The organism is Stenotrophomonas mexicanensis, from assembly GCF_032911605.1.
In the GTDB taxonomy this organism is placed as follows: Bacteria; Pseudomonadota; Gammaproteobacteria; order Xanthomonadales; family Xanthomonadaceae; genus Stenotrophomonas; species Stenotrophomonas maltophilia_A.
Genome location: NZ_JAWJTG010000032.1, coordinates 26,544 through 52,656 on the forward strand (window position 1 = coordinate 26,544; position 26,113 = coordinate 52,656).

Annotated in this window: 23 protein-coding genes; 8 read left to right on the forward strand and 15 right to left on the reverse strand. The window is 67.8% G+C overall.

Annotation, left to right across the window (positions count from 1 at the left end):
- The first annotated feature begins 50 nt into the window (after positions 1-50).
- On the forward strand, positions 51-1,562 hold the full coding sequence (locus R1L06_RS14230) for a hypothetical protein (protein ID WP_317218034.1): 1,512 nt from the start codon (positions 51-53) through the stop codon (positions 1,560-1,562).
- A 99-nt stretch (positions 1,563-1,661) separates the two neighbouring features.
- On the opposite strand, the gene R1L06_RS14235 is transcribed toward R1L06_RS14230, so the two are convergent.
- The 5 genes from R1L06_RS14235 to efp all read right to left on the reverse strand — a co-directional run bounded on the left by R1L06_RS14235 (position 1,662) and on the right by efp (position 5,918).
- Positions 1,662-2,366, reverse strand: coding sequence for a squalene/phytoene synthase family protein (locus R1L06_RS14235; protein WP_071229708.1), 705 nt, complete (start codon positions 2,364-2,366; stop codon positions 1,662-1,664).
- Between the two features lie 11 nt (positions 2,367-2,377).
- Positions 2,378-3,073, reverse strand: coding sequence for a phosphoglycolate phosphatase (locus tag R1L06_RS14240; protein ID WP_317218035.1), 696 nt, complete (start codon positions 3,071-3,073; stop codon positions 2,378-2,380).
- On the reverse strand, positions 3,070-3,786 hold the full coding sequence (gene ubiG, locus R1L06_RS14245; protein ID WP_317218036.1) for a bifunctional 2-polyprenyl-6-hydroxyphenol methylase/3-demethylubiquinol 3-O-methyltransferase UbiG: 717 nt from the start codon (positions 3,784-3,786) through the stop codon (positions 3,070-3,072). Before ubiG ends, R1L06_RS14240 begins: the two co-directional genes overlap by 4 nt.
- A gap of 24 nt (positions 3,787-3,810) precedes the next feature.
- Positions 3,811-5,154 (reverse strand): TRZ/ATZ family hydrolase, encoded by a 1,344-nt coding sequence (locus R1L06_RS14250; protein ID WP_014037873.1) that lies wholly within the window; start codon positions 5,152-5,154, stop codon positions 3,811-3,813.
- A 197-nt stretch (positions 5,155-5,351) separates the two neighbouring features.
- Complete coding sequence (gene efp / locus R1L06_RS14255; RefSeq protein WP_014037874.1) at positions 5,352-5,918, reverse strand: elongation factor P; 567 nt, start codon at positions 5,916-5,918, stop codon at positions 5,352-5,354.
- A 96-nt stretch (positions 5,919-6,014) separates the two neighbouring features.
- On the opposite strand from efp, the gene epmB reads away from it, so the two are divergent.
- Positions 6,015-7,055, forward strand: a complete 1,041-nt coding sequence (gene epmB / locus R1L06_RS14260) for an EF-P beta-lysylation protein EpmB (protein ID WP_317218037.1) — start codon at positions 6,015-6,017, stop codon at positions 7,053-7,055.
- 73 nt (positions 7,056-7,128) lie between these two features.
- Here the strand turns inward: epmB and R1L06_RS14265 are convergent, their stop codons facing one another.
- From R1L06_RS14265 to R1L06_RS14275, 3 genes are all read right to left on the reverse strand, one after another.
- The gene (locus R1L06_RS14265; RefSeq protein WP_317218038.1) at positions 7,129-9,255 is read right to left on the reverse strand and encodes a putative bifunctional diguanylate cyclase/phosphodiesterase; all 2,127 of its coding nucleotides are present in this window, start codon (positions 9,253-9,255) and stop codon (positions 7,129-7,131) included.
- Positions 9,252-10,154 (reverse strand): phosphate/phosphite/phosphonate ABC transporter substrate-binding protein, encoded by a 903-nt coding sequence (locus tag R1L06_RS14270; RefSeq protein WP_032952775.1) that lies wholly within the window; start codon positions 10,152-10,154, stop codon positions 9,252-9,254. The genes R1L06_RS14265 and R1L06_RS14270 overlap by 4 nt, the downstream gene beginning before the upstream one ends.
- 76 nt (positions 10,155-10,230) lie before the next feature.
- Positions 10,231-11,001, reverse strand: coding sequence for an RNA methyltransferase (locus R1L06_RS14275; RefSeq protein ID WP_049401245.1), 771 nt, complete (start codon positions 10,999-11,001; stop codon positions 10,231-10,233).
- Positions 11,002-11,121: 120 nt separating this feature from the next.
- Here R1L06_RS14275 and R1L06_RS14280 point away from each other — a divergent pair, with 120 nt between their 5' ends.
- Positions 11,122-11,949 (forward strand): inositol monophosphatase family protein, encoded by an 828-nt coding sequence (locus R1L06_RS14280; protein WP_197616063.1) that lies wholly within the window; start codon positions 11,122-11,124, stop codon positions 11,947-11,949.
- A gap of 553 nt (positions 11,950-12,502) precedes the next feature.
- Here R1L06_RS14280 and htpX read toward each other — a convergent pair.
- A complete protein-coding gene (gene htpX / locus R1L06_RS14285) occupies positions 12,503-13,369 on the reverse strand; it encodes a protease HtpX (protein WP_049457138.1) in 867 nt (288 codons plus the stop codon).
- A 93-nt stretch (positions 13,370-13,462) separates the two neighbouring features.
- Between htpX and gluQRS the strand changes: the two genes are divergently transcribed.
- The 3 genes from gluQRS (at position 13,463) to phaR (ending at position 15,864) form a co-directional block, all read left to right on the forward strand.
- Complete coding sequence (gluQRS, locus tag R1L06_RS14290; RefSeq protein ID WP_317218039.1) at positions 13,463-14,383, forward strand: tRNA glutamyl-Q(34) synthetase GluQRS; 921 nt, start codon at positions 13,463-13,465, stop codon at positions 14,381-14,383.
- A gap of 17 nt (positions 14,384-14,400) precedes the next feature.
- Positions 14,401-15,141, forward strand: coding sequence for an acetoacetyl-CoA reductase (phbB, locus tag R1L06_RS14295; protein ID WP_049423910.1), 741 nt, complete (start codon positions 14,401-14,403; stop codon positions 15,139-15,141).
- A 183-nt stretch (positions 15,142-15,324) separates the two neighbouring features.
- Positions 15,325-15,864, forward strand: a complete 540-nt coding sequence (phaR, locus tag R1L06_RS14300; protein WP_032130258.1) for a polyhydroxyalkanoate synthesis repressor PhaR — start codon at positions 15,325-15,327, stop codon at positions 15,862-15,864.
- Positions 15,865-15,938: 74 nt separating this feature from the next.
- On the opposite strand, the gene R1L06_RS14305 is transcribed toward phaR, so the two are convergent.
- From R1L06_RS14305 to R1L06_RS14330, 6 genes are all read right to left on the reverse strand, one after another.
- Positions 15,939-16,892 carry a TraB/GumN family protein gene (locus R1L06_RS14305; protein WP_107431260.1) on the reverse strand — a complete coding sequence of 318 codons (954 nt, stop codon included), beginning with the start codon at positions 16,890-16,892 and terminating at the stop codon, positions 15,939-15,941.
- A 1-nt stretch (position 16,893) separates the two neighbouring features.
- Positions 16,894-17,826 (reverse strand): DUF1684 domain-containing protein, encoded by a 933-nt coding sequence (locus R1L06_RS14310; protein ID WP_317218040.1) that lies wholly within the window; start codon positions 17,824-17,826, stop codon positions 16,894-16,896.
- Between the two features lie 11 nt (positions 17,827-17,837).
- On the reverse strand, positions 17,838-19,745 hold the full coding sequence (gene mutL / locus R1L06_RS14315) for a DNA mismatch repair endonuclease MutL (protein WP_032130257.1): 1,908 nt from the start codon (positions 19,743-19,745) through the stop codon (positions 17,838-17,840).
- A 121-nt stretch (positions 19,746-19,866) separates the two neighbouring features.
- On the reverse strand, positions 19,867-21,429 hold the full coding sequence (locus R1L06_RS14320; protein WP_032130507.1) for an N-acetylmuramoyl-L-alanine amidase: 1,563 nt from the start codon (positions 21,427-21,429) through the stop codon (positions 19,867-19,869).
- Positions 21,430-21,511: 82 nt separating this feature from the next.
- The gene (gene tsaE, locus R1L06_RS14325; RefSeq protein WP_032130506.1) at positions 21,512-21,994 is read right to left on the reverse strand and encodes a tRNA (adenosine(37)-N6)-threonylcarbamoyltransferase complex ATPase subunit type 1 TsaE; all 483 of its coding nucleotides are present in this window, start codon (positions 21,992-21,994) and stop codon (positions 21,512-21,514) included.
- Entirely contained in the window at positions 21,991-23,475 is a 1,485-nt protein-coding gene (locus R1L06_RS14330; RefSeq protein WP_317218041.1) for an NAD(P)H-hydrate dehydratase, read from the reverse strand. Before R1L06_RS14330 ends, tsaE begins: the two co-directional genes overlap by 4 nt.
- 23 nt (positions 23,476-23,498) lie before the next feature.
- Here R1L06_RS14330 and queG point away from each other — a divergent pair, with 23 nt between their 5' ends.
- Positions 23,499-24,569 carry a tRNA epoxyqueuosine(34) reductase QueG gene (gene queG, locus R1L06_RS14335; protein ID WP_317218042.1) on the forward strand — a complete coding sequence of 357 codons (1,071 nt, stop codon included), beginning with the start codon at positions 23,499-23,501 and terminating at the stop codon, positions 24,567-24,569.
- Between the two features lie 44 nt (positions 24,570-24,613).
- Positions 24,614-25,945: an exodeoxyribonuclease VII large subunit gene (gene xseA / locus R1L06_RS14340; protein WP_197616069.1), complete on the forward strand. Its 1,332-nt coding sequence runs from the start codon at positions 24,614-24,616 to the stop codon at positions 25,943-25,945.
- The last annotated feature ends 168 nt before the right edge of the window (positions 25,946-26,113 follow it).

Sequence of the window (26,113 nt, forward strand, 5' to 3'; positions counted from 1 at the left end):
GCGGCCGGCGCTACCGTGATGTTTCGACGCATGGAAACAAGGAACGTTGCATGCCCGCTACGGGTGATATCCACGTCGTCCACAACGCACGCCTGGGCGCCTACGTGGCCTACCAGCTCACCCACCAGAATACGGAGGACGGTAGCTTCGCCGTCCTTGCACTGGACTGGGTGGGCAGTGCCCTGCCGGATGCCGCCGCCGTTGCAGCCATGCAACCTGCCCGCTTCAGCCCGTTCCGTGCGGCGCCCGCGATCCTGCACCGCTGGGTAGGCAAGCGCGTCCCGCGCGATTTCCAGCAGGTGGGCTGGCGCGAGCCGCTGATCGCCGATCATCCGAAGGCTTACGGCAGCTGGCCGGATGGCGCCGAATGGGTCGGGCAACGCAAGTGGGATGCGCTGGATACCGATGCCGTGCGCGCCTTCCACGCCGCGATGTCCGCGCCGCAAGACCAGAGCGTGGTACTGGAAAGCGATGCCTTTCCGGTGCGGCGCTGCACCCGCCAACTGGACAGCGCAACCCTGAACCGTGCGCCGTCACTGGCTGTATTCGATGCCCTGCCGCTGCTCACGCAGCTGGAGATCGGCACACCGGTGCCGGGCCTGCTGCCGTGGCTGCGTACACGGCCGTTGATCCATACCTTGCAGATCAGTGGCCTGCAGCAGACCGACGTCGATGTGCGAGAAACCAGGCTCCTGCAGATGACGATCGATGTCACCGGCCTGCGCTCGCTCCACCTCAACCCGCAGCTGGATCGCCTGACGCTGATCGGCAGCATCGATCCCGCGCTGATCATCCACGCCGAGGACGAAGGCCGCTGGCTGACCCTCATCAGTACCGATCCGCTGCTGCCAGGCCTGGGCCTGACGCAGCTCGGTGAACTGCAGCTGCGGGAAGTACGTGAACTCGACGCCGCACGCATCGCCCAGCAGTTCCCGCAACTGCAATCGCTCGCGATCAACGGCGCCCCCTGCCTGCTGCATCAGCTGCAGTGCCTCGGCGATCTGCAGCAGCTGCACACCCTCAGCGGCAGCGATCTCTTTCCGCCTGCTGGTTCGGTGTTTCCGGCACCGGAATGCTGGCCGCGCTTGTGCCGGCTGTGGCTGCACAGCTTACCGGCCGATCTTGGCACCGCCATCAGGAAGGCCTACAAGGGCGAGGTGGCAAAAGGCCTGGATCTGGATGTGGGCCAGCTGCGCAAGCCCGAATGGCTGGCCGCAAATCTCGACAACCCCTTCCGCGACTGGGAGGGAAGCACGCACATCAGCACTGCGCAGGCGAAGAAGGCAACCACGCTATATCGCAAAGCCTGTAGGGATGCATTGAAGCTGGCCACCGATGACCGCGCTGCTGCAGAACTGACCGCAGCGCTGGCGCAGATCGGCCGCAACTACACCGAAGGCTTCAACGCACTGGACCGCCGCAGCGGCTTCATCGAAACCGAAGAGCGCGAGCAGATCTACATGGCGTGGATGGGCATCGTCGATGCAGTGGATATGCGAAGTGAAATCGCGCTGGACCGCGAGGTGCTGCGCGCTGCAATGAATGAGGTCAGGACATTCTGAGACGCCAGGGGGCGGTCGTACCGGCCGCTGGCCGGCAACCCCATGAATCCTGCATCGCCCTGGCTGTCGGCCAGCGGCCGGCACTACCACGGCAATCGATCAGCCGCGCGCAGCCCACCACACACGCAGCAGGGTGCGTACCGGCGTGGCTTCGATCGGCTTGCCTGCCGCCTGCGCGGCAACGCGTGCACGCGCCAGGCTGGACCACACGCGGCGCGGGCGCGGGCCGGGCACGCGGCTGCCCCAGCCCTTCAACAGATGCTGCGCCCAGCGCTGTGCGGCCGTGCTGGCATCACCGTCCAGCAGGCTGCGCGGCACACCGGCTACGCCGGCATCCTGCAGGCGCTGGGCCAGGGTCTGCAGCTGCACCGCACGACCGGCGCCAGTGCGCGGCTTGTCCGCGAACAGGGCTGCCTCCACCGCAGCCACGGCTTCAGCGTAATGGGCCAGCGCACGCTCGGCACCGGCTGCATCCAGCGCGACGGTACGCGCTTCAACCAGATCGGGCAGCGCTTCGGCCAGTTGCGCCCACGGCGCACGCACCGGCTCCAGCAGGCGGCCCAGCGGGTGGCGCGAACGATGCGCGGCCCAGCTGCGCAGCTCCTCGCCCCACCACGCCAGCTTGGCGTCGGCCGGCAACGGGTCGCCGCTGGTGTTGAGCATGTCGTCGAATTCCTGCAGCAGCGCGAACCACGCCACCGCAAGCTCGCGTTGCGATTCGGCCACGAACGGGGCGGCCACCGACCATTCCGGCCAACGGCTGCGCCACTTGTCGAGGAAACTGTCCAGCGCGGTACTGCTCACTACGTGATTCCTTACGGCTGGGCCGGGGCTGCCGGCCGGGTCGGCCAGAGGCTGGCCAGTTGCAGAAGTTCGGCGTTCTCGACCAGCACGTCGGCCTGCCAGGCCAGCGGATCGTCGCTGTGCAGGCGATAGCCCCACAGCGCCGCCACCGACGGCATGGCGGCGGCACGTGCCGCGATGATGTCGCGCTCGTCGTCGCCCACGTACACGCAGTCTTCGGCGGCGATGCCGATGGCCTGCGCGGCGTGCAGCAGCGGCAGCGGATGCGGCTTGCGTTCGGCCAGGCTGTCACCACCCACCAGTACCGCACAGCGCTGCTGCCAGCCGTGCTGCGGCAGGATCAAGCGCGCCAGGTATTCAGGCTTGTTGGTGACAATGCCCCACACCGTACCGGCGTCGTCCAACGCGGCGAGCATGCCGGCCACGCCATCGAACAGCCCCGCGTGCTGGCCGATCAATGCTTCGTAGCGCTGCAGGAATTCCGGGATCAGCGCGTCACGTGCGGCTACGTCCAGTTCCGGGAACGCAGCCGAGACCATCGCCCGCGAGCCCTTCGACACCACCGGGCGCAGCGCGGCCGGATCGATGGGTGCGCGTCCACGCTCGGCCAGCATCGCGTCGCAGGTGGCGACGAAGTCCGGCGCGCTGTCCAGCAGGGTGCCATCCAGGTCGAACAGCACCGCGCGCGGGAAGCGTGCCGCGGTCATGCCGGCTTGACCGCGTAGGCCAGGTAGTTGATGTCGGTACGGCTGCTCAGGCGGGCATGGTTGCGCCACGGCTCGTAGGCCATGCCGCTGACATCCACCAGCTGCATGTCGGCCTCGCGCAGCCAACGCGCCAGCTCGGCCGGCTTGATGAATTCCTGGTAGTGGTGGGTACCCTTGGGCAGCAGCCGCGCCACATACTCGGCGCCGACGATCGCCACCGCGAAGGCGGCGGCGGTGCGGTTGATGGTCGACAGGAACAGGTGGCCGCCCGGCTTCAGCAGGCGCTTGCAGGCCTCGATGATCGCGCCCGGGTCGGGCACGTGTTCGAGCATTTCCATGCAGGTGACCACATCGAAGCTGTCCGGCTGCTCGGCTGCCAGATCTTCGGCAGCCTGCACCCGGTAATCGACCTTGGCGCCGCTTTCCAGCGCATGCAGACGCGCGACCTTGACCAGTTCCGGGGCCAGGTCGATGGCGGTGACGTCAGCACCGGCCTGGGCCAGCGCTTCACTCAACAGGCCGCCACCACAACCGATGTCGAGCACGCGCGCACCGCGCAGCGGCACGCGATCGGCCACGTACTGCAGGCGCACCGGGTTCAGCGCATGCAGCGGCTTCTGCGGGCCGTCAGCGTCCCACCAGCGGTTGGCCAGCGCGGCGAACTTGTCCAGCTCGGCCTGATCGAAATTGGAGGAAGCGTGGGGGGCAGTCATGAGGGGTCCTTGCGGCGCCGGGGTTCAGGCGCGGATATGACGGATGCGCTCGCGCCACTGGCGCGCGTTGGCGATGATGCCCGGCAGGTCCATGCCGACCAGCTCGCGCTGCACCAGCTTCGGCTTGCCGGCAATCCAGACGTCGCTGACCTGCTGGCGGCCGGTGGCGTACACCAGCTGCGACAGCACGTTGTGCAGCGGCTGGGTTTCCAGCGCGGACAGGTCGACGCAGACCAGATCGGCCTGCTTGCCGACTTCGATGGAACCGATGCGGTCGCCGAAGCCCAGTGCGCGGGCGCCACCCAGGGTGGAGGCGCGCAGCGTGGTCGCCGCATCGAGCGCGGTCGCATCGTCGGCCACGGCCTTGGCCAGGATCGCCGCGGTGCGGTTCTCGCTGAACATGTCCAGGTCGTTGTTGCTGGCGCAGCCATCGGTGCCGATCGCCAGGTTCACGCCGGCGCGCTGCAGGGCGCAGGCCGGGCAGAAACCGGAGGCCAGCTTCAGGTTCGATTCCGGGCAGTGCACCACGCTGACGCCACGTTCGGCGCACAGGTGGATTTCCGCATCGGTCAGCTGGGTCATGTGCACCGCGATCAGGCGGTCGTTGACCAGGCCGAGCCGATCCAGCCGCGCCAGCGGGCGCTGGCCGTGCAGCTTGATCGAATCGTTGATCTCCTGCGCGGTCTCGTGGGTGTGCAGGTGCACCTGCATGTCGAGCTGGTCGGACAGCATCCGCACCCGCTCGAAGTTGGCATCGTTGACCGTGTAGGGCGCATGCGGCGCGAACGCGGTGCCGATCAGCGGATCGGTGCGCCACTGGTCGTGCAGTTCACCGGCCTTGGCGAAGTATTCGTCATCGGTCTTGGCCCAGGCGGTGGGGAAATCGATGATGACCGCGCCCACCAGCGCGCGGAAACCGTGCTTCTTGTAGACCGCGGCCTGCACGTCGCCGAAGAAGTAGTTCTCGTTGGCACAGGTGGTACCGCCGCGCAGCATCTCGGCGATGGCCAGGGTGGTGCCGTCGGCAACGAATTCGGGGCCGATCACCGCCGCTTCCACCGGCCAGATGTGCTGCTGCAGCCAGGTCATCAGCGGCAGGTCGTCGGCGACGCCGCGCAGCAGCGTCATCGGGTTGTGCGTGTGCGCATTGACCAGGCCCGGCATCAGGGCAGCCTCGGGGCGGCTCACCACCTGGGTGGCGCGGAACCGCGCGCGCGCCTCGGCACGCGGCAGGATGGCCACGATTTCACTGCCACGCACGGCAACGGCATGGTCTTCCAGCACCACCGCGTGCGGCTCGATCGGAACGACGTAACCGGCTTCGATGAGCAGGTCGCAGGCTTCGGGGAGGTGCGGGCTATCGCTCATGCGGGCTCACTGGCTGTGGGGCGAGATACTTCTGGGGGACACGCCCCTGAGTCAGGGGCTGCCGCGAAGCGGCGGGGTCTGGAGACTCGTGAAGCGGGGCCCATGATCTGCCGAAGCAGATCATGGGAGCGCCAGCGCGAATGCGATGGCGCGTACCCGGCCAGCGGCCGGCACTACCATGATCCGGCTGCGCCGGATTACTTGACGCGTGCGGAGTATTCGCCCGAACGGGTGTCGACGCGGATCACTTCTTCCTGGTTCACGAACAGCGGCACGCGGACCACGGCGCCGGTTTCCAGGGTGGCCGGCTTGCCGCCGCCGCCCGAGGTGTCGCCACGGACGCCCGGATCGGTTTCGGTGATCTTCAGTTCAACGAAGTTCGGCGGCTGCACGAAGATCGGCTCACCGTTCCACAGGGTGACCACGCAGGACTCTTCGCCCTTCAGCCACTTCTCGGCGCCGCCCATGCCGGCCTTGGTGGCCTGGACCTGCTCGAAGGATTCCGGGTCCATGAAGTGCCAGTACTCGCCGTCGCTGTACATGAAGTTCATGTCGGTATCGACGACGTCGGCTGCATCCAGCGAGTCGGTCGACTTCATGGTGACTTCCTGGGTACGGCCGTCCTTGATCAGGCGGTACTTCACGCGGGTGAAGGCCTGGCCCTTGCCCGGCTTGACGTATTCGGTGTCGATGATGACGGCCGGTTGGTTGTTGACCAGGATCTTCATCCCGTTCTTGACGTCGTTCATGCCGTAGCTGGCCATGCGTAAACTCCTGAGTGGCAAAAACGCCGCGGGTGCGGCGAGCCGTTAGAATGGAAAGCCCACCGGATGCCGGTGGGCGACTGTTTTTCTGCCCCCATGATAACCGCAGGCCCCCTCTCCATGCAGCTTTCCGCCTTCCCACGGCCCCAGTCGCCAGGTGCGCCCGCGCGCTGGCAGCAGCTCTGGCGCCAGGCGCTGCGCGACCCGCACGCCCTGCTGGCCCGGCTGCAGCTGGACCCGGCCGCGCTGGGTGTCTCGGAGGCGGCCATGGCCCAGTTCGCGCTGCGCGTGCCGGAGGGCTTCGTGGCCCGCATGCGCCCCGGCGATGCGGCCGACCCGCTGCTGCGCCAGGTGCTGCCGATCGAGGCGGAAATGCACCCGGCGCCCGGGTTCAGCTTCGATGCGGTGGGCGATGGCGCCGCCAAGAAGGCCACCGGCGTCATCCAGAAGTACCGTGGCCGCGCCCTGCTGGTCGCCACCGGCAGCTGCGCGATCAACTGCCGCTACTGTTTCCGCCGCCACTTCGACTATGGCGCGGAGAACGCCGCCAAGGGCGGCTGGCAGGAGGCAGTAGCCGCCATCGCGGCCGACCCGGACATCGACGAGGTGATCCTGTCCGGCGGTGACCCGCTGTCGCTGGCCACGCACAAACTGGTGGAACTGACCGACGCCCTGCGCCAGATACCGCACATCCGCCGCCTGCGCATCCATACCCGGCTGCCGATCGTGCTGCCGGAACGCGTGGACGATGAACTGGTCTCCTGGCTGGGCAGCCTGCCCTGGCCACTGGCAATCGTGGTCCACGCCAACCATGCCAATGAATTCGACGCCAGCGTGGACGCGGCCATGGCGCGCCTGCGTGGCACCGGTGCGCAACTGCTGAACCAGGCGGTGTTGCTGCGCGGGGTCAACGACAGCGTGCAGGCCCTGCAGGACCTGAGCGAGCGCAGCTTTGCTGCTGGCGTGCTGCCCTATTACCTGCACCAGCTGGACCGGGTCGAGGGCGTGGCCCACTTCGAAGTGGACGACACCCAGGCCAAGGCGCTGATTGCCGGCCTGACCGCACGCCTGTCCGGCTACCTGATCCCCAAGCTGGTGCGCGAACTGCCCGGCGACCCAAGCAAGCGCCCGCTGTAACAAAAAAGGGGACGGAGGGAATTAAGTCGCAAATGCACAAGCGACTTAATTCCCTCCGTCCCCTTTTTTGGGGTCAGACGCCCGATTCGATCATCCGCACCACTTCGGTGGCGGTCACCGGGTGGCTCAGCCAGTAGCCCTGGCCAAGGTCGCAGCCGCGCTGCGCCAGCAGCTCGAACTGTGCCTGCTGCTCGATGCCCTCGGCCACCACGGTGATGCCCAGCGCGTGGGCCATGGCGATGATCGCCGTGGTCAGCGCAAGGTCGTCGGGATCGCGCTGCATGTCGGCAACGAAGCTCTTGTCGATCTTCACGCCGTCCACGGGCACCTGGCGCAGATGACTGAGCCCGGAGAAGCCCGTACCGAAATCGTCCAGCCACACCTTCACGCCGGTGCGGTGCAGCTTGTCCAGCAGCTGCGCGGCAACCATCTCGTCGCCGATCACGGCGGTTTCGGTCAGCTCCAGGTGCAGGCGCGACGCCGGCAGCCCGGACTCATGCAGGCACTGCGCGACCAGTGCCGGCAGCTCGCCGCCACGCAGCTGCCGCGGTGACACGTTGACCGACACGAACAGATCATCGCCGGCCGCCCCGCGCGGCCACTGCGCGGCCTCCATGCAGGCCGCACGCAGCACCTTCGGGCCGATGATCTCGATCAGGCCACTCTGCTCGGCCACCTCGATGAACACCGAGGGCGGGATCGTGCCCAGGGTCGGATGCTGCCAGCGCAGCAGTACTTCAACGCCGACCATGCGGCGGTCGCGCATGCGGAAGATCGGCTGGTAGGCCAGGCGCAGCTCACCGCGCTCCCAGGCGCCGCGCAGCTCCTGTTCCATATGCACGCGACGCTCGACCGCATGGTCCATCGCCCGGCTGTAATAGCGATAGCAGTTCTTGCCGGCCATCTTCGCCTGGTACATGGCGATGTCGCCGTTCTTCAGCAGCGTGGTCGCATCGGCAGCATCGTCGGGGAACAGGGTCACGCCGATCGAGGTGCCCAGGAACAGTTCCCTGCCCTGCACCACCAGCGGCTTGCCCAGCTCGCGCACCAGCACTTCGGCCAGCAACCGCGCGTTGGCGGCCACATCACCATCGCCGACCAGGATCACGAACTCGTCGCCGCCGAAGCGGGCCAGCAGGGCTTCATCGCCCCCGGCCTCGGTGACCGCACGGCCGATACGCTGGGCGAACTGCAGCAATGCCTCATCGCCGGCCTCGTGGCCAAGGGTGTCATTGACCCGCTTGAAATCGTCGATATCGGCGAACAGCAGGCCCAACCGGTGATTGGCGGCACGGGCCGCCATCAACCGATGATCAAGCGCCTCGCGGAATGCCAGCCGGTTGGTCAGCCCGGTCAGTGCGTCGGTATAGGCCATGCGCCGCACTTCGCGGTCATGGCGCGCGATCGCATCGCGCATCCGGGCGAAACCGCGGACCAGTTCGCCGACCTCGTCGTCGCGGGTGTTCTCGGCCAGGGGTGTCTGGTAGTCACCGGCCTCGATGCGGCGGGCGGCGACGGCAAGATCACGGATCGGCGCGACCAGGGTGCGCTGCACGTACAGGATCACCACCACGCCGATCACCACCAGCAGGCCCAGCATCAGCAGCAGCCAGCCCAGGTGACGGCTGCCAACCTGCTGCAGGCGCTCGCCCAGGGTGGCGTTGGCCGCCTGCTCGCGCTGCTGCACCTCATCCAGCGCCATGCCGACCCGGACGCCGCCAATGCGCTGGTTGCCGATCATGATCGGCATGGTGTTGTCGAGCACCTTCGGCGATTCCTGCACGACCAGCATCTGCGCGGCCGCGGCCTTGGGTGCCAGTGGATCGGCCATCGGCTGACCGAATCCAGACACCTCGACCGAGCCATCGTGTACCAGCCGGCCGCGTTCATCGAACACCAGTACATAGCGCACCACGGGCTGGCGCGCGGTACTGCGCACCAGTACGCCCACCTGGTCCAGGTCACGGTAGTACAACGGGTTGGCCAGCGCGTCGGACAGCTCACGCGCCATCGCCTCGCCGCGGCTGCGCACGCTGCGGTCGAACAATTCATGGATGACGCCGCCGCTGAGGTTGCGCACCTCGCCCTGCATCGCGGCCTGCCGCCCCAACAACACCGCAAGGATCGCGATCACCACGACCATCGCCCCGCCCATCGCGAGCAGGAACCGGGCCTGCATCCCCGAGCCAAGCCACTTCATTCCACTTCCATCCGCACGCGCGTCAATCCTTGTTTCAATTCATCCAACCGCTGCTGCGCATGCGCATCGACGCGGTGGAACCCGGAAGTGCCAAAAAACCGATGCAGCGCCCCCTGTGCCTGCGGGTCGCTGGCTGCCTGCAGCAGTACTTCCTGCAGGCGATCGCGCACGCGTGGATCAAGGTCGGCGCGGACCATCTCCACCGCACGCGGGTAGGGCTCGGTGCGCAGCAGCTCGCGGAAGTCGCGCCGGAACGCTGCCGGCATCCGCCGCTCGTCGTTCCAGTCCACGCTGCTCACCGCCCCCACGTCAACCACCCCCTTGTGCACGAACGTCGCGATGTTCAGCTCGCTGCGTGCAAACACGTAACCCACACTATCCCGGCCCGGCATGTCCCATGCACCGGCCAGGATCTGGGGCGACAGGCCCTCCTGCAGCAACGTCATCACCGGCACCAGATAGGCACTGGTGGACGCCGTGTTCTGCAGGGCCAGGCGATGGCCCCGCAGATCCTGCACGCGCTGGATCGGGCTGTCGCGGCGCACGAAGAACACCGTCTGGTAATCACGCACGCCGTTGCGCTCGGTCAGCAGCAGTGGACGGGCGCCACTGCGCTGGCCAAGCGCCACCGCCGTACCGGAGGTTTCCGTGACCCAGTCGACCCTGCCCCGCCGCAGATAGCTGGCCATCTGCTGCGGGTCGCGTGCCATCAGGATCCTCCCCTCCTTGATGCCAACGTCATGCATGCGCGCCACCACGTAGTCCAGTAATGGTTGCAGCTGCTCGTAATGGGCCTTGGGATCATCGCTGATCCGGCCCAGCACCAGCACCGGGTCCGGTGCTGCACGCACCGTCCCGGCCAGCAGGACCATGGCCAGGCTCAGCAGTCCCCCCTGCATTGCCTTTCGCAGACCCGACACAGGCTTCATCCCCCCTGGGTATCCGGACAGACTACCCGAAAAAATGAGAACGTCGTCAGCTGTCCTTGCCGCCTGCCTGGGCCAGTCGCGCCATGCGCTGGGTGTCGGCGAGGATGCCGCGCAGCAGGCGCACTTCCTGCTCGCTCGGCTCACTGCGCAGGAACAGGCGGCGCAGCTTGCGCATCGCCGATTCCGGGGCGCGGCCCTTGTGGAAATCGATCTCGTCCAGTGTGTCAGCCAGCTGGGCGAAGAAGCTCTCCATCTGCTCGTGGCTGGCCGCCTGTTCGCGGAAGCCGGGCTCGGCATCGGTGGCCGGTTGCGCGCCCAGCAGCTGCATGCGCGTTTCATAGGCCAGCACCTGCACGGCGGCAGCCAGGTTGAGCGAGCTGAACTCCGGGTCGGACGGGATGTGCACCGCTGCATGGCAAAGCTGCAGTTCCTCGTTGGTCAGGCCGGTGCGCTCACGGCCGAACACCAGCGCCACCTCGGCACCCTCGCCAGCCTTGGCCACCGCGCGGGCAGCGGCATCGGCGGGCAGGTACTCCTCCAGCTGGACGCGGCGTGCACGGGCGGTGCAGCCCAGTACCAGGCGGCAATCGGCCACCGCCTCGGCCAGGGTGGCCACCACCGGGGCATCCCCCAGCACGTCTTCGGCACCGGCCGAGCGGCGGAAGGCCTCCTCGTCCAGTGGCTTTTCGGGGGCAACCAGCACCAGGCGGGCCAGGCCCATGGTCTTCAGGGCGCGGGCGGCGGCGCCCATGTTGCCGGGGTGCTGGGTACCGACCAGGACGAATCGGAGGCGGGTGGCGGCAGGAAACTGGGACATGAACAGGGAAAAGGTCGAGCTGGACGATGACCAATGGTAAACTGTGCGGCCGGCCACTGCGCCGGACCCGCTCTTTTCCCCCGCCAGTCCATCTCTTCTGCCTTTCCGGGAGCCCACGCCATGCAGAAACCCGCCGTAACCGTCATGGTCAAGGCCGCCCGCCTCGCCGGCAACGTCCTGTTGCGCAACATCAACAAGCTCGAGGCACTGAACGTGGTGCAGAAGGGCCGGATGGACTACGCCAGCGAAGTGGATGCGGACGCGGAAAAGGTCATCGTCAAGGAACTCAAGCGCGCCTACCCCGAATACGGTGTATTCGGCGAGGAAGGCGGCGTGCAGGGCGAGCGTCGGCACATGTGGGTCATCGACCCGCTGGACGGCACCAGCAACTACCTGCGCGGCGTGCCGCACTACTGCGTGTCGATCGCCCTGGTCGAGAACGGCGAGCCGACCGATGCGGTCATCTTCGACCCGCTGCGCAATGAACTGTTCACCGCCAGCCGTGGCGCCGGCGCCGTACTGAACGACCGCCGCATCCGCGTGGCCGAGCGCAAGGATCTGGAAGGCACGATGATCCACACCGGCTTCGCGCCGCGTGAGCGCAACCGCGCCAGCGCCCAGCTGAAGGCGGTCGACGCCCTGCTGGTGCACGGCGAAGACATCCGCCGCACCGGCTCGGCTGCACTGGACCTGGCCTACGTGGCCTGTGGCCGCGCTGATGCCTACTTCGAAGCCGGCGTGAAGGGGTGGGACATCGCTGCCGGCCTGCTGCTGGTCCGCGAAGCGGGCGGCAAGGTCTGCGACTTCAAGGGCGCGACCCTGGGCCGCATGGACAACCGCGGTCCGGAGACCCACCAGATCGTGGCCGGCAACCTGAAGGTGGCCGAGTCGCTGCAGAAGGTGCTGGTGAACACTGGCTACGCGGCGGAGTTCGACGCGAAGTTCTGATCTGCGCGTAGACGCGGTTCATGGAGACGGCACCTGCGAAGGTGCCGTTTTCGTTTGCGCGGTGATCGTGCTTGTCACTTTCTTTGCTCGTGCAAAGAAAGTAACCAAAGAAACACGCCGCCAGGGCGCGAGCCGATGCTGTGCATCGGTACCCTGCGCTCCTCGGTCCGTCGAGGGACGGTGCGGGAACTCGCTGCGCTCAGACACCCGCACCTCTTCGCCCTCGCCGGACCTGCGGTGCTCGGCTCGCTCAAGGCGGACCCAAGGTCAAATGCCACAGCTGCACCCAGTAGATCCACGCCATGCGTGGATGCTGTTGCCGTTGATCTTGACTTTCCAGTCCGCCTTGAGCGAGCCGAGCATCGCAGGGGACCGGCGCGTAGCAACGGCTCGCGGCTGGCGGAGCGTTTCTTTGGTTACTTTCTTTGCGCGCAAAGAAAGTGACACCTCCCCGCAGGCGAGGAAACGATCCGGCACCACCCATGCGTGCGCGCGCAAACAAAAACGCCCGGCGCGAGGCCAGGCGTTCCTGCACTGCCTTGGAAGCGGACGCTTACGCCACCGTCGACGCCCGCAGCGCGGCGATGCGCTCTTCCAGCGGCGGGTGGCTCATGAACAGCTTCTTCGCCGTCGAACCGGCAATACCGAACGCCGCGATCTGCGTCGGCAGCGTGCTCTGGCCGTGGTTGAGCTGCAGGCGTTCCAGCGCGGCGATCATCTTCTGGCGGCCGGCCAGCGAGGCACCGCCTGCGTCGGCGCGGAACTCGCGATGGCGCGAGAACCACATCGAGATCATGGTGGCGAACAGGCCGAACACCATCTCCAGCACGAACACGATGATGTAGTAGGCGAAGCCGCGGCCGCCGCCTTCGCGGTTGCCCGACAGTGCGCTGTCGATGATGCCGCCGACAACGCGCGCCAGCACGATGACGAACGTGTTCAGCACACCCTGCAGCAGGGCCATGGTGATCATGTCACCGTTGGCGACGTGGGCGATCTCGTGGCCCAGCACCGCTTCGGCCTCGTCTTCGCTCATATTGTGCAGCAGGCCGGTGGACACCGCGACCAGCGCATTGTTGCGGTTGGCACCCGTGGCGAAGGCATTGATCTCCGGACCTTCATACACGGCCACTTCGGGCATGCCGATGCCGGCCGCCTTGGCCTGGCGCTCGACGGTGGCCAGCAGCCAGCGCTCGGTCTGGTTGCGCGGCTCGGTGATCACCACCGCGCCGGTGGAGCGCTTGGCCATCCACTTGGACAGCAGCAGCGAGATGAAGGAGCCACCGAAACCGAAGATGCCGGCCATGATCAGCAGGCCGCTCATCTTGCTGGGGTCGGTTCCCAACAGCGACATCACGATGCTGGCCAGGATCAGCACGGCAAAGTTCGTGGCCAGGAAGAGGGCAATACGGGTGAACATGGGAAATTCCGGCTCGGAAGGGGTCGATATCGATCAATTTGCGGTGCGGTCAGCTTGAATTCAAGCGCCAACCTGACCGACGATTCAGCCAGCATGACCTCCCCCATTCCCTGCGGCCGTTTCGCCCCTTCGCCGACCGGCCTGCTCCACCCCGGATCCCTGCTCGCCGCCTTCGGCAGCTGGCTGCTCGCCCGCCATCACGGCGGCCTGTGGCGGCTGCGCCTCGAAGACGTCGACCCGCCGCGCACCGTGCCCGGTGCAGCGGAATCACAGCTGCAGGCGCTGGCCGCGTTCGGCCTGGTCCACGATGGCCCGGTACTCTGGCAGAGCACGCGCGGCGAGGCCTACCAGGCCGCGTTGGATGAACTGCTCGCCAGCGACCAGGCCTTTGTCTGCCACTGCAGCCGCAGCGACCTTGCCGCCGGCGGCGGCATCCATCATCGCTGCGTCGCCCGGCAACCACGACCGGACCCGGCCGTCCGCTTCCGCGTGCCGCCCGGCAGCCTTGTGCACTTCGACGATGGCCTGCGCGGCCCGCAGCAGCAGGACGTGCATGCCGAGGTCGGCGACTTCGTGCTGCGCCGCGCCGATGGCTGCTGGGCCTACCAGCTGGCGGTGGTGGTCGATGACGCCGCGCAGGGGGTGACCGAAGTGGTGCGCGGGGCCGACCTGCTCGACTCCACCGCACGGCAGATCCTGCTGCAGCAGGCGTTGGGCCTGGCGGTGCCGCGCTACTGGCACTTGCCGCTGCTGCTGGATACACCGGGCCACAAGCTGTCCAAGTCACTGGCGGCGCTGCCGGTGGACAGCGCACGTCCGCTGCCGGTGCTGCGCCAGCTCTGGCAGCTGCTCGGCCAAGCCCCTGAGGCGCTGGCGCAGGCACACGATCTGGACGCGCTGCTGGCCACCGCTCGACAGGCCTTCGACCCGGCGCGGTTGCCGCGTAGCGACATCCTGTTGCCGGCCGGCGCACTTTCCGCGCCGATGTTGCAGAATCACCCTTCCCCCACCTGATACCCGGACAGCACTCCATGACATCTCGCGTCGCACTGGTCACCGGCGGAACCGGCGGCATCGGTACCGCCATCTGCCAACGCCTGGCCGACCAGGGCCACCGGGTCGCCACCAACTACCGCGACGAGGCCAAGGCCCGCGCCTGGCAGCAGGCGATGACCGAACGCGGCTACAGCGTGTCGATCTTCCCGGGCGATGTCTCCGATCCGGACAGCGCCGAAGCGCTGGTGCGCGCCGTCGAGGCCGAACTGGGTCCGGTCGAGATCCTGGTCAACAACGCCGGCATCACCCGCGATACCACCTTCCACCGCATGCGCGCGGACCAGTGGCACGATGTGATCAACACCAATCTCAATTCGGTGTTCAACGTCACCCGTCCGGTCATCGAGGGCATGCGCCGCCGCGGCTGGGGCCGGGTCATCCAGATCAGCTCGATCAACGGCCTGAAGGGCCAGTACGGTCAGGCCAACTACGCGGCGGCCAAGGCCGGCATGCACGGCTTCACCATCTCGCTGGCCCGCGAGAACGCCGGTTTTGGCATCACCGTCAACACCATTTCGCCCGGCTACGTCGCTACCGACATGGTGATGGCGGTGCCGGAGGAGGTGCGTGCCAAGATCATCGCCGACATCCCCACCGGACGCCTGGGCAAGCCGGAGGAAATCGCCTACGGCGTCTCGTTCCTGGTCGCCGATGAAGCCTCGTGGATCACCGGTAGCAACCTGGACATCAACGGCGGCCACCATATGGGTTGGTAAGCCGCGCAGCGGGCCATCGCGGCGAACGCCGCCGGCCCCTGCCAAGAGTCATGCTGCGCAGCACGCAAACCCTTGTTGCGCAACATGATCGCCGCCGAAAGCCAAGCCTGGCGGGGGCTGAGGCGGTTGCAACGGCTGCTGCACTGCGCCATGCTGCGCGTCTACTGTGACGAGTACCGCTTCATGGCTGCGACCCGCATCATCAAGAAGTATCCGAACCGCCGTCTCTACGACACCGAGATCTCCAGCTACATCACCATCGAGGACGTGCGCCAGCTGATCCTGGACGGTGAAGACTTCGAAGTCCGCGACGCCAAGAGCGGCGACGACCTCACGCGATCGGTCCTGCTGCAGATCATCGCCGACCAGGAACAGGACGGCGAACCGATGCTGTCCACCCAGCTGCTGAGCCAGCTGATCCGCTTCTACGGCGATTCCCTGCAGGGCTTCATGGGCAATTACCTGGAGCGCAGCATGCAGGTCTTCCTCGACCAGCAGCAGCAGTTCCGCCAGCAGATGGGCAACCTGCTGGGCCAGACCCCGTGGGCGATGATGAACCAGCTGACCGAGCGCAACCTGGAGTTGTGGCAGGAATTCCAGCGCAACATGGGCACCGGCTTCGGTGGCCCGCGTCCGGGCGGCACCGGAACGGGAACCGGCGCAGGTACCGGCAACAAGCCGAACGAACCGGGCACCGGCACCGGCGGCAAGACCCGCCGCTGAGCTGCTGCAACGGCTGATACGAAAACGGCGCGCCCCTGGCGCGCCGTTTTGTTTGGCATCGCGCCAACGATACGTCAGCGTTTCGCCTTGCATCCCGTGCATACGCGCTCGACCTTGTAACCCTTCGCCTTCAGCTTCTCGACCACGCCGTCGTTGCCCAGCAGGTGCAGCGTGCCGACCACCACCAGCGTACCGCCCTGCCCTGCCTGCAGGTACGGCAGCAGCTTCGGCACCCAGGCGTCATTGCGGCCGGTATTGATGCGCTGATACAGCTGCGGATACTGCTGGCGCATTTCCGCCGCCATCCGGGTCCACAGCACGCGCTCGTCACCGCGGCGCCAGGCGTCGTGCAGCTGGCGTGCCTGCTCGTCGGCCTTGCCGGCCTGGTCCAGCGCTTCGGCCAGCATCTGCCGCTGTTCCTGCAGCGTCATTCCGTCGAGCATGCCGATCTGGGTGTCGATGTCTTCCAGTCCCGCAGTCTTGCGCCCGGTCTTCTGCGCACGCTCCATGAAGTGACGGTCCAGGCCCAGTGCCGGGTCCAAGCCCAGCTTCTGCATCTGCCCGACCGAAATGCTCAGGCCGACAAACCACGGCTTCATCCCCTGCATCTGCGCCAGCGGCAGCTTGTTTTCGGTGGCGAACACCTGCAGCTTCTGCCAGGTCGCAGCATCCAGATCGCGCTTGAGCTCGCTGCCATCGGTGCGCACCGCAGCCTGCACCATGCGGCTGGCCAACTGTGGCGACTGCATGTCTTCCGGCGACAGTTCGAACACGACCCGCTGCGAAGCCTCGAACGCCTGTTCGACATCGGGCGACAACGGGTAGTCCTGCGGCTTCAGCAGGTGGAAGGAACCGAGCAGGTAGAGGCGCGAATCGCCCGGACCGGTCACTTTCCACAGCAACGGCACCGGCGGCTTGGCCGCCGCTGCGCCAGTGGTATCGGCTTGCACGGTACGCGCTGCAACCAGCGGTGCCAGCGCACAGGCCGCCAACAGAACGGTGGCACGCAACAGGGATCTGATCGGCATATCAGCCTTCTCCTTCAGGCAGGTGGTACGCCTTCTCGCCCGCTTCCACACGCAGGTCCAACCGGTTTTCCGGTGGCGCCAACGGGCAGGTCGCGTAGGCGGTGAACGCACACGGTGGGTTGTAGGCATGGTTGAAATCGATGCGCACGGTGCCATCGGCAGCGGGGGCATCGGTATCCAGATAGCGACCGGCCGGATAGCTGCCACGGCCACTGGTGCGATCGGCAAAGATCAGGAACAGCGGCTGCCCCGGCGCACCGATCGCCTCCAGCCGCCAGCTGCGGCCATCGCGCTGGAACTCGACCGCGCCGGCATTGGGCATTTCGGTGGTCAGGCCGGTGATGTCGACGATGGGCAGGGTCTTGCCCGGCGGGTGCGCGATGAAGCGCGCCTGCACCTGCCAGTCCGGGCCGCCCGGCCAGTACTCCAGCCCACCGAAATCGCGACGTGCCGGCGCTTCGGCGTGCTTGACCCGCAGCGCATCGCGCGGACCGCGGCGGATGATGCTGAGCTGGCCTTTGCCGCCATCGAACGCCAGCAGCGTCGGCCGCGGATCCTTGTCGGTGTCGATGCGGATGCGGCCGCGCACCGGCTGACCATCATGGCTGACATCCACGCCGGCTTCGGGCGTGAACCACCATTGGCTGCCTTCACGGCGCAGCAGGCCCAGCTTGTCCGGCCCAACCGCCAGGCGGATGCCATTGGTCGCGCCGCTGCCGACGAAGTGGGATTTGTTCTGCAGCCAGTGCAGGCCGACCAGCGCGGTCCAGCCATCGGGCCGGGTCAGGTCCTGATAGCGTGCCACCCGCCACTGCTGCTGCTCGGCGGCATAGGACGGATCCTCCGCGGCCGAGGCTGGTGCCGGCGGCGTCGCCGGGCTGCAGGCGGCCAACACCAAAGCGGCCAGCAGGCCGCCCATTCCCCGATAACGCATCGATGCTCCCCTCAACGTCCGCGCAGGAACCAGCGGTCGATCTCCGCCAGCGAAAAACGGGCCCAGGTCGGCCGGCCGTGGTTGCACTGGCCGGACCGCTCGGTGATTTCCATGTCGCGCAGCAGCGCGTTCATTTCCGGCACGGTCAGGCGCCGGTTGGCGCGCACCGCGCCATGGCAGGCCATGGTCGACAGCAGTTCGTCGCGTGCACTGGCCACGCGCCGGCTCTGGCCGTGTTCGCGCAGGTCGGTCAGCACATCGCGCAGCAGGCCTTCCGGTTCGGCATGCGCCAGCAGCGCCGGAATGCTGCGCACGTGCAGCGCACCGGGACCGGCACGGGTCACTTCGAAGCCGAGTGCGGCCAGGGTTTCACTTTCATTCTCGGCGGTGTCGGCTTCGCGCTCGCCCACTGCGAGCGTGATCGGCACCAGCAGCGGCTGCGACTGCAGGCCGATGCCATCGTGCGCGTTCTTCAGCCGCTCGTAACCGATGCGTTCGTGTGCCGCATGCATGTCGACCACGATCAGGCCTTCGGCGTTCTCGGCCAGGATGTAGATGCCATGCAGCTGCGCGATCGCGTAGCCCAGCGGTGGCACGCCAGCGTCGGCACTGGTGACCGGCAGCCCGTTCTCGGTCGGCATCGGCGGCAGCGCAGCACCGCGTTCGGCGCCGGCCGGTGCGGCATACAGCGCGGCATAAGCCGCCGGTGCATCGGCCACCTGCAATCCCAGCGGTTGCTGCGGGCGCCAACCCGAGAATCCACCACCGCCACCACTCGAACCGGCACCCGGTGCGGCACCGCGTACCAGACCGAAACCGGAGGCACCCGCACTGGAGACCATCGGTGCCGCGCCTGCATCCACCGGATGCGCGGAGCCGGCGCCGATGTCCTGCACCGACATGCCGGCGCGGGTATCGGCCAGCGCATCCTTCAGCGTGCGGTAGACAAAATCATGCACCAGCCGCGAGTCGCGGAAGCGCACCTCGTGCTTGGCCGGGTGCACGTTGACGTCGACGCGGGTCGGGTCAAGCTCCAGGAACAGCACGTAGGCCGGTTGGCGGCCGTGATACAGCACGTCGCCATAGGCCATCTTCACCGCATGGGCGACGCTGCGGTCGCGCACCGAGCGGCCGTTGACGTACAGGTACTGCTGGTCGGCGCTGGCGCGCGAATAATGCGGCTGCGCAATCCAGCCGTGCAGGCGCAGGCCGGCACCGCTGTGGTCGACGCGAACGGCCTGGTTGGCGAAATCCTCGCCCAGCGTTTCGGCCAATCGCGCATCGGAATACAGATCGCCCGGCTTGTAGCGACGCGAGGCCTTGCCGTTGTGCGAGACGCGCAGTTCGACATCCGGCCGCGCCAGCGCCAGCGAACGCAGCCATTCTTCGATATGGCCCAGCTCGGTGCGCTCGGCGCGCAGGAACTTGCGCCGCGCCGGTACGTTGTAGAACAGCTCGCGCACTTCCACCGTGGTGCCCGGCGCATGCGCGCGGGGCGTCACTTCGCCGATCTTGCCGCCTTCGATCTGCAGCGCCGAACCGTGTTCGTCATGTGCGCGACGCGAGGACAGGGTGAAGCGGCTGACCGAGGCGATCGACGGCAGCGCTTCACCCCGGAAACCGAGCGTGGCCACCGATTCAAGATCGTCCAGATCGGCGATCTTGCTGGTGGCGTGGCGCGATACCGCCAGCGGCAACTGTTCCGGTGCGATGCCACTGCCGTTGTCGCGGATGCGGATCAGGCGGACACCGCCCTCTTCAAGATCGATATCAACGCGGCTGGCGCCGGCATCGATCGCGTTCTCGACCAGCTCCTTGACCACCGACGCGGGACGTTCGACCACTTCGCCAGCGGCGATCTGGTTGATGAGGATCTCCGGCAACGGCCGGATCGGGCGCGGATGGGTAGCAGACGTCATGCGGGGATGATAACGGAGCGGCCGAGGGTAGAGTCGAGCCATGCTCGACTGACGGGCTACCGGGAAGGCCCAGTCGAGCGCCGCTCGACTCTACAGAAAGCAGTAACCCGCCTTCGGCGGGTTACTTGCTGCCGCCGGCCATGGTGCCGGCGGCGTCGATCTCGGCCTGGGCCCGGGCGGCATACAACGTGCCCGGCGGCGGCTGACGGCTGAAGAACGTGTGCACACCGTCCAGTACCGCACCGGCGATCTTGCGCTGGTAGGCCGGGTCGATCAGGCGGCGCTCTTCATCCGGATTGGAAATGAACGCGGTTTCCACCAGCATCGCCGGCATGTCCGAAGTACGCAGCACCGCGAAGTTGGCGCGCTCGATGTTCGGCTTGTGGTTGTTGCCGATCCGCTTCAGGCCACCCAGCACATGGCCGGCCGCGTCCTCGGACGCCTTCATGTAGCCGCTCTGGGCCAGATCCAGCAGCACGTTGGCGAGCGTGCCTTCGGTCTGCTGCAGGCGCACGCCACCGACCAGGTCGGCCGCGTTTTCCTTGTCCGCCAACCAGCGGGCGCGCTGCGAAGAAGCGCCCTTGGTCGACAGCACGTACACCGACGAGCCCGTGGCCGAACGGTTTTCCGCCGCGTCGGCATGGATCGAAATGAAGATGTCGGCCTTGTTCGCACGCGCCTTCTGCGCGCGCATCGGCAGCGGAATGAACACGTCGCTGTCGCGGGTCAGGTAGGCCTTCAGGCCCGGCGTCGCGTTGACCTGACGGGCCAGCTCACGCGCTACGGCCAGGGTCACATCCTTCTCGCGCTTGCCGGTCGGGCCGATCGCACCGGGGTCCTGGCCGCCGTGGCCCGGATCGATGGCCACCACCAGGTGGCGCATGCCAGCCTGCATGCGGATGCGCGAGGCATCGCTGGGCATGGCCGGACGCGGTGGCACCACCGTGGTTGGAACCGGTGCAGGCGCTGTGGCCGGCGGCGTGGTTACCACGGCGGCGGTACGCTGGCCGGCAAGGATGGCAGCCGGCGATGCGGACGGCGTGCTGCTGGCAGCCGTGCCCGCTGCCGCGACCTGGGCCGGTGCAGTGGACGGGGCCGGGGTCGGAGTGGCCGGTGTGGCAGCGGCGGCGCTGGCCTGCTGCTGTACCTGCGCGGTCAACAGCGCGGTGGCGCGCGCGGCGTCGTTGCGCGACTGCGCGCTCTCGGCCGGCGTCGGTGCGGGCGTGTTGACCGGTGCCTGCGGCTGCACCGCCGGCGTCGCTGGCGGGCGGCTGGCGGCCACGGCCGGGCCATCGCCCGGCCATTCGATCACCAGCTTGGATTCATTGCCTTCGCGCTGCATCTGTGGGCGGAACGGCGCCACCGATTCAGCGAGGTCGAAAACGACACGGAAGGTCCCCGGCACCGGCTGTCCGGTACGCACCGCCGTGACCACGCCCTGCGCGGCCGGCATTTTCAGGTTGCGTATGGCGCTGGAGTCCGGGAAATCGACCACCAGGCGGTTCGGTCCGGCCAGCGACAAGGTCTTGTAACCGCCACTGCCGACCAGCGAGATCTCGGCACGGGTGCCGGTGGCGCCGGTATTCAGCAGGACCTGACGGACTTCACCGGCCCACGCACTGACGCTCGCCAGACTCAGTCCGACGGCGGCACAGATGGCAATGAGACGGTTCCCCGGGCGCATGGCTCAGGATTCAATCACCGCGCTGAACGGAATGCAACACCTTTTTCCTTAATAATCCGTAACCTGCCGGTGTTTGTTCTCGTCAGCCGACAGAAATGGCCTGCAAGTCGCCCCCTTGGGGGAGCCGTTCCAGCCATTCATGCCCGACGTCGCTGGCTCCAGTGAGACGGACGCGACGCCCCTGCCCCTCGATCTCCAGCGCCACCACCAGGTCGGTCGGCGGCAGCGCGCCAGCGCCGCGTTCCGGCCATTCCACCAGCCACAACACCGCGCTGCCCTCGTCCAGCCCGAGAAAATCGAGCTCGCCGGCCTGGCCGATCCGGTACAGATCCAGATGCCAGGCCTCGCCACCGCTGGCCAGCGGATAGCGCTCGACCAGGGTGTAGGTCGGGCTGCGGATCGCCCCCTGCACGCCCAGTGCGCGCAGCAGTGCGCGGGCGGTGGTGGATTTGCCGGCGCCCAGGTCGCCGCGCAGTTCGACCAGCGCCTGCGGCGGTCGGGTGGCGGCCAGCCACTGCCCGAGCAGTTCAGTGGCATCGCTGTCGGCAAGGAAGAAATCGATCATCGGGAAAGTTCCGGGTTGGCCAGTCGCCGCAGCGGCGACAGCAGATCAGTTGGAAGCAGGCCGCGCGCGCCGTCGGCGGCAGCGACGTCGCCGGCAAGCGCATGCAGCAGCGCTCCAGCGGCGGCGGCATCGAAGGCGGCCAGGCCTTGCCCACGCAGGCTGGCGATGATGCCTGTCAGCAGGTCTCCCATGCCACCCACGGCCATGCCGGGATTGCCAGCCGCGATCAGTCGTGGCCGCTGCCCCGGCGCTGCGACGATGCTGCCGGCGCCCTTCAGCACCACCACGGCGTGGAAGCGCTCGGCCAGTGCCTGTGCGCAGGTGAAGCGATCGGCCTGGATGTCAGACGTGCTGCAACCCAGCAGGCGCGCGGCCTCGCCCGGGTGTGGCGTAAGGATGGCGCCGGGCAGCGCGCGCGGATCCTGCGCCAGCAGGTTCAGTGCATCGGCATCGACCACCAGTGGCCTGGCGCTGGCCAGCACCCGCGCAAACAGTGCGCGCGCCCATTCGTCCTGGCCCAGACCGGGGCCGATCGCCACCACCCTGGCCTTGTCCAGCAGTGCCGGCAGCGCGTCACCATCTTCCAGTGCATGGGTCATGGCTTCGGGCAGCCGCGCCAGCAACGGGCCAACGTGGTCGCGGCGGGTGCCCAGGCTCAGCAATCCAGCACCCGCGCGCAAGGCGGCTTCGGCCGCCATCGCGATGGCGCCGCCGCTGCCATGGTTGCCGCCGACGCACAGCACGTGCCCGGATTCGCCCTTGTGGGTATTGGTGCGGCGCGGCGGCAGCAGGGCTGGCAGGCGCACCTGCGTCCAGAGCTGCGCAGCGGGTGACACGCCCTGCCATGCGGCCGCGGGTAGCTGCAGCGGCGCCAGCGCCTTCCGCCCGCAATGGTCCAGCGCATCGCCGGTGTACAGCCCGCGATGCGGCACGATGAACTGCACGGTCAGCGCCGCCCTCACCGCGTCGCCCGGTACGGCGCCGCGGTCGGCATCCACGCCACTGGGGACGTCCAGCGCCAGAACCGGTGCCGCCTGCGCGTTGAGCGCGGCAATCAGCGTCTGAGCCACGCCCTCCGGCACGCGATCGAAGCCCAGCCCGAACAGGGCATCGACCCAGATATCGGCCTCGGGAAGCGCGCCGTCGAAATCGGTGAGGGTGCCGCCGTCGGATGTGAATTCCGATGCTGCACGCTGTGCCAGCGCGGTTGACGGTGGCTTCCCCGGCAAGGCGATCACCGTCACCTCACGTCCGGCCTGCAGCGCATGGCGAGCCAGCACATGGCCGTCGCCGCCGTTGTTGCCCGCACCAACCACCACGCCGATCCGCTGCGCCTGCGGCCAATGCTGCAGCAGGCACTGCCAGGCGGCCTGGCCGGCCTGTGCCATCAGGCCCCAACCGCCCTCGGCGGCCAGCGCCGAGGCCTGCGCATCAAGCGCACGCGCGGCAGCGGAATCGAACAGATCGGCAAGGTTGGCCATGCGGGGATTTTATACTGGTGCACATGTCCCCCGTCCCCGCCCCTGTCGATCCGGCCCAGGCCGTGCAGCGCATCCGCGAACTCGCCCGTGCGCATGGCTTCCAGCGCTGTGGCATCGCCGGCATCGAGCTGGGCGAGGATGAAGCGCACCTGGCTGACTGGCTGGGCCAGGGCCTGTACGGCACGATGGACTGGATGGCGCGCCACGGCACCCTGCGCGCGCGCCCGGCCGAACTGCTGCCCGGCACCGTGCGGGTGATCTCGGTGGGCATGGACTACAGCCACAAGGACGACACCGAGGCTTGGGCAACCCTGGCCAACCCGGGCCGCGCCTACGTGGCCCGTTACGCCTTGGGCCGCGACTACCACAAGCTGATGCGCAACCGCCTGCAGAAGCTGGCCACGCAGATCAACGATGAAGTGGCACCGCTGGGCTACCGCGTATTCGTCGATTCCGCCCCCGTGCTGGAACGCGCACTGGCGCGCAATGCCGGCCTGGGCTGGATCGGCAAGCACACCTGCCTGATCGACCGCCATGGCGGCTCCTGGTTCTTCATCGGCGAGATCTACATCGATATCCCGCTGCCGATCGATGCACCGGCCACAGCACACTGCGGTACCTGCACGCGCTGCATCGATGTCTGCCCGACCCAGGCCATCACCGGCCCGCAGCGGCTGGACGCGCGGCGCTGTATCTCCTACCTGACCATCGAGCACGACGGGGCCATTCCCGAAGAGATGCGGCCGTTGATCGGCAACCGCATCTACGGCTGTGATGACTGCCAGCTGGTCTGCCCCTGGAACAAGTTCGCCAAGCGTACCGACGAAGCCGATTTCCGCGCGCGCAACAACCTCGATACCGCGCGGCTGGACCAGCTGTTCGCCTGGGATGAAGCCGAGTTCCTGCGCCGTACCGAAGGCAGCCCGATCCGGCGCAGTGGCCATGAACGCTGGCTGCGCAACATCGCCGTGGCACTGGGCAATGCACCGTCCTCGGCCGAAGCGCTCGCCGCATTGCATACCCGCATCGATGATCCCTCGCCGCTGGTGCGTGAACACGTGCAGTGGGCGCTGGGCCAGCACACGGTGCGCTGACGTGCGATCCTGAGCCCCCGTTCCGCCCGCAGCACGCCGTTCCCATGCAGCCACGCAACAACGACATCCTCACCCCCAGCCAGCTCAACACCCTGGCCCGCGACCTGCTGGAAGGCAGCTTCCCGGCGATCTGGGTCGAGGCCGAACTGGGCAGCGTGGCGCGCCCTGCCTCCGGGCACCTGTATTTCACCCTGAAGGACGCACGTGCGCAGCTGCGCGCAGCAATGTTCCGGATGAAGGCGCAGTACCTGAAGTTCGTGCCGCGCGAAGGCATGCGCGTGCTGGTGCGCGGCAAGGTGACCCTGTACGACGCCCGTGGCGAGTACCAGATGGTGCTGGACCACATGGAAGAAGCCGGCGAAGGCGCGCTGCGCCGCGCTTTCGAGGAGCTGAAGGCACGCCTGGAGGCCGAGGGCCTGTTCGACCCGGCACGCAAGCGGCCGCTGCCGGCGCACGTGCAGCGCCTGGCAGTGATCACCTCGCCCACCGGTGCCGCCGTACGCGACGTGCTGAGCGTGCTCGGCCGCCGCTTCCCGCTGCTGGAAGTGGACCTGCTGCCGACCCTGGTCCAGGGCAGCAGTGCCGCCGCGCAGATCACCCGCCTGCTGCAGGCGGCCGACGCCAGTGGCCGCTACGACGTGATCCTGCTGACCCGCGGTGGCGGCTCGCTGGAAGACCTGTGGGCCTTCAACGATGAAGCGCTGGCCCGGGCGATCGCCGCCAGCCGCACCCCGGTGGTGTCGGCGGTGGGACACGAAACCGACTTCAGCCTCAGCGATTTTGCCGCCGACCTGCGCGCACCGACGCCGTCGGTGGCGGCCGAACTGCTGGTACCCGACCAGCGCGAACTGGCCCTGCGCCTGCGCCGCACGGCCGCCCGCATGGTGCAGTTGCAACGGCATGCGATGCAGCAGGCGATGCAGCGCGCCGATCGTGCCCTGCTGCGCCTGAACGCACAGAGCCCGCAGGCACGGCTGGACCTGCTGCGCCGCCGCCAACTGGATCTGGGTCGGCGCCTGCATGCCGCCTTCAACCAGCAACAGGAACGCCGTGCCGCGCGCCTGCGCCATGCGGCGGCAGTGCTGCGCGGGCATCATCCGCAGCGCCAGCTCGACGCGATGCAGCGCCGCCTGGCTGCCCTGCGCGGGCGCCCACAGATTGCGATGCAGCGTCTGCTGGAACGCGATGCACTGCGCCTGCGCGGGCTGGCGCGTTCGCTGGAAGCGGTCAGCCCGCTGGCGACTGTGGCACGTGGCTACAGCATCCTGACCCGCAGCGACGACGGTGCCCTGGTGCGGCACGTCGACCAGGTGCAGCCGGGTGACGCCCTGCAGGCCCGTATTGGCGACGGTGTGATCGAGGTGCAGGTCAAGTAAAGGGTTGTTCGGCAGGGCTGCGCCCTGCACCTGCAGAAGCGCTCAAGCAACAGCAACAGCCGAAGCAACAGCCAAAGCTGGTATTCCGTGGGATGGCGGGGCGGTGTGGCTGTGCAGGACACGCCGTAAACCCATCCATGGGGGCTCGATGGCGCCATCCATGGCGCC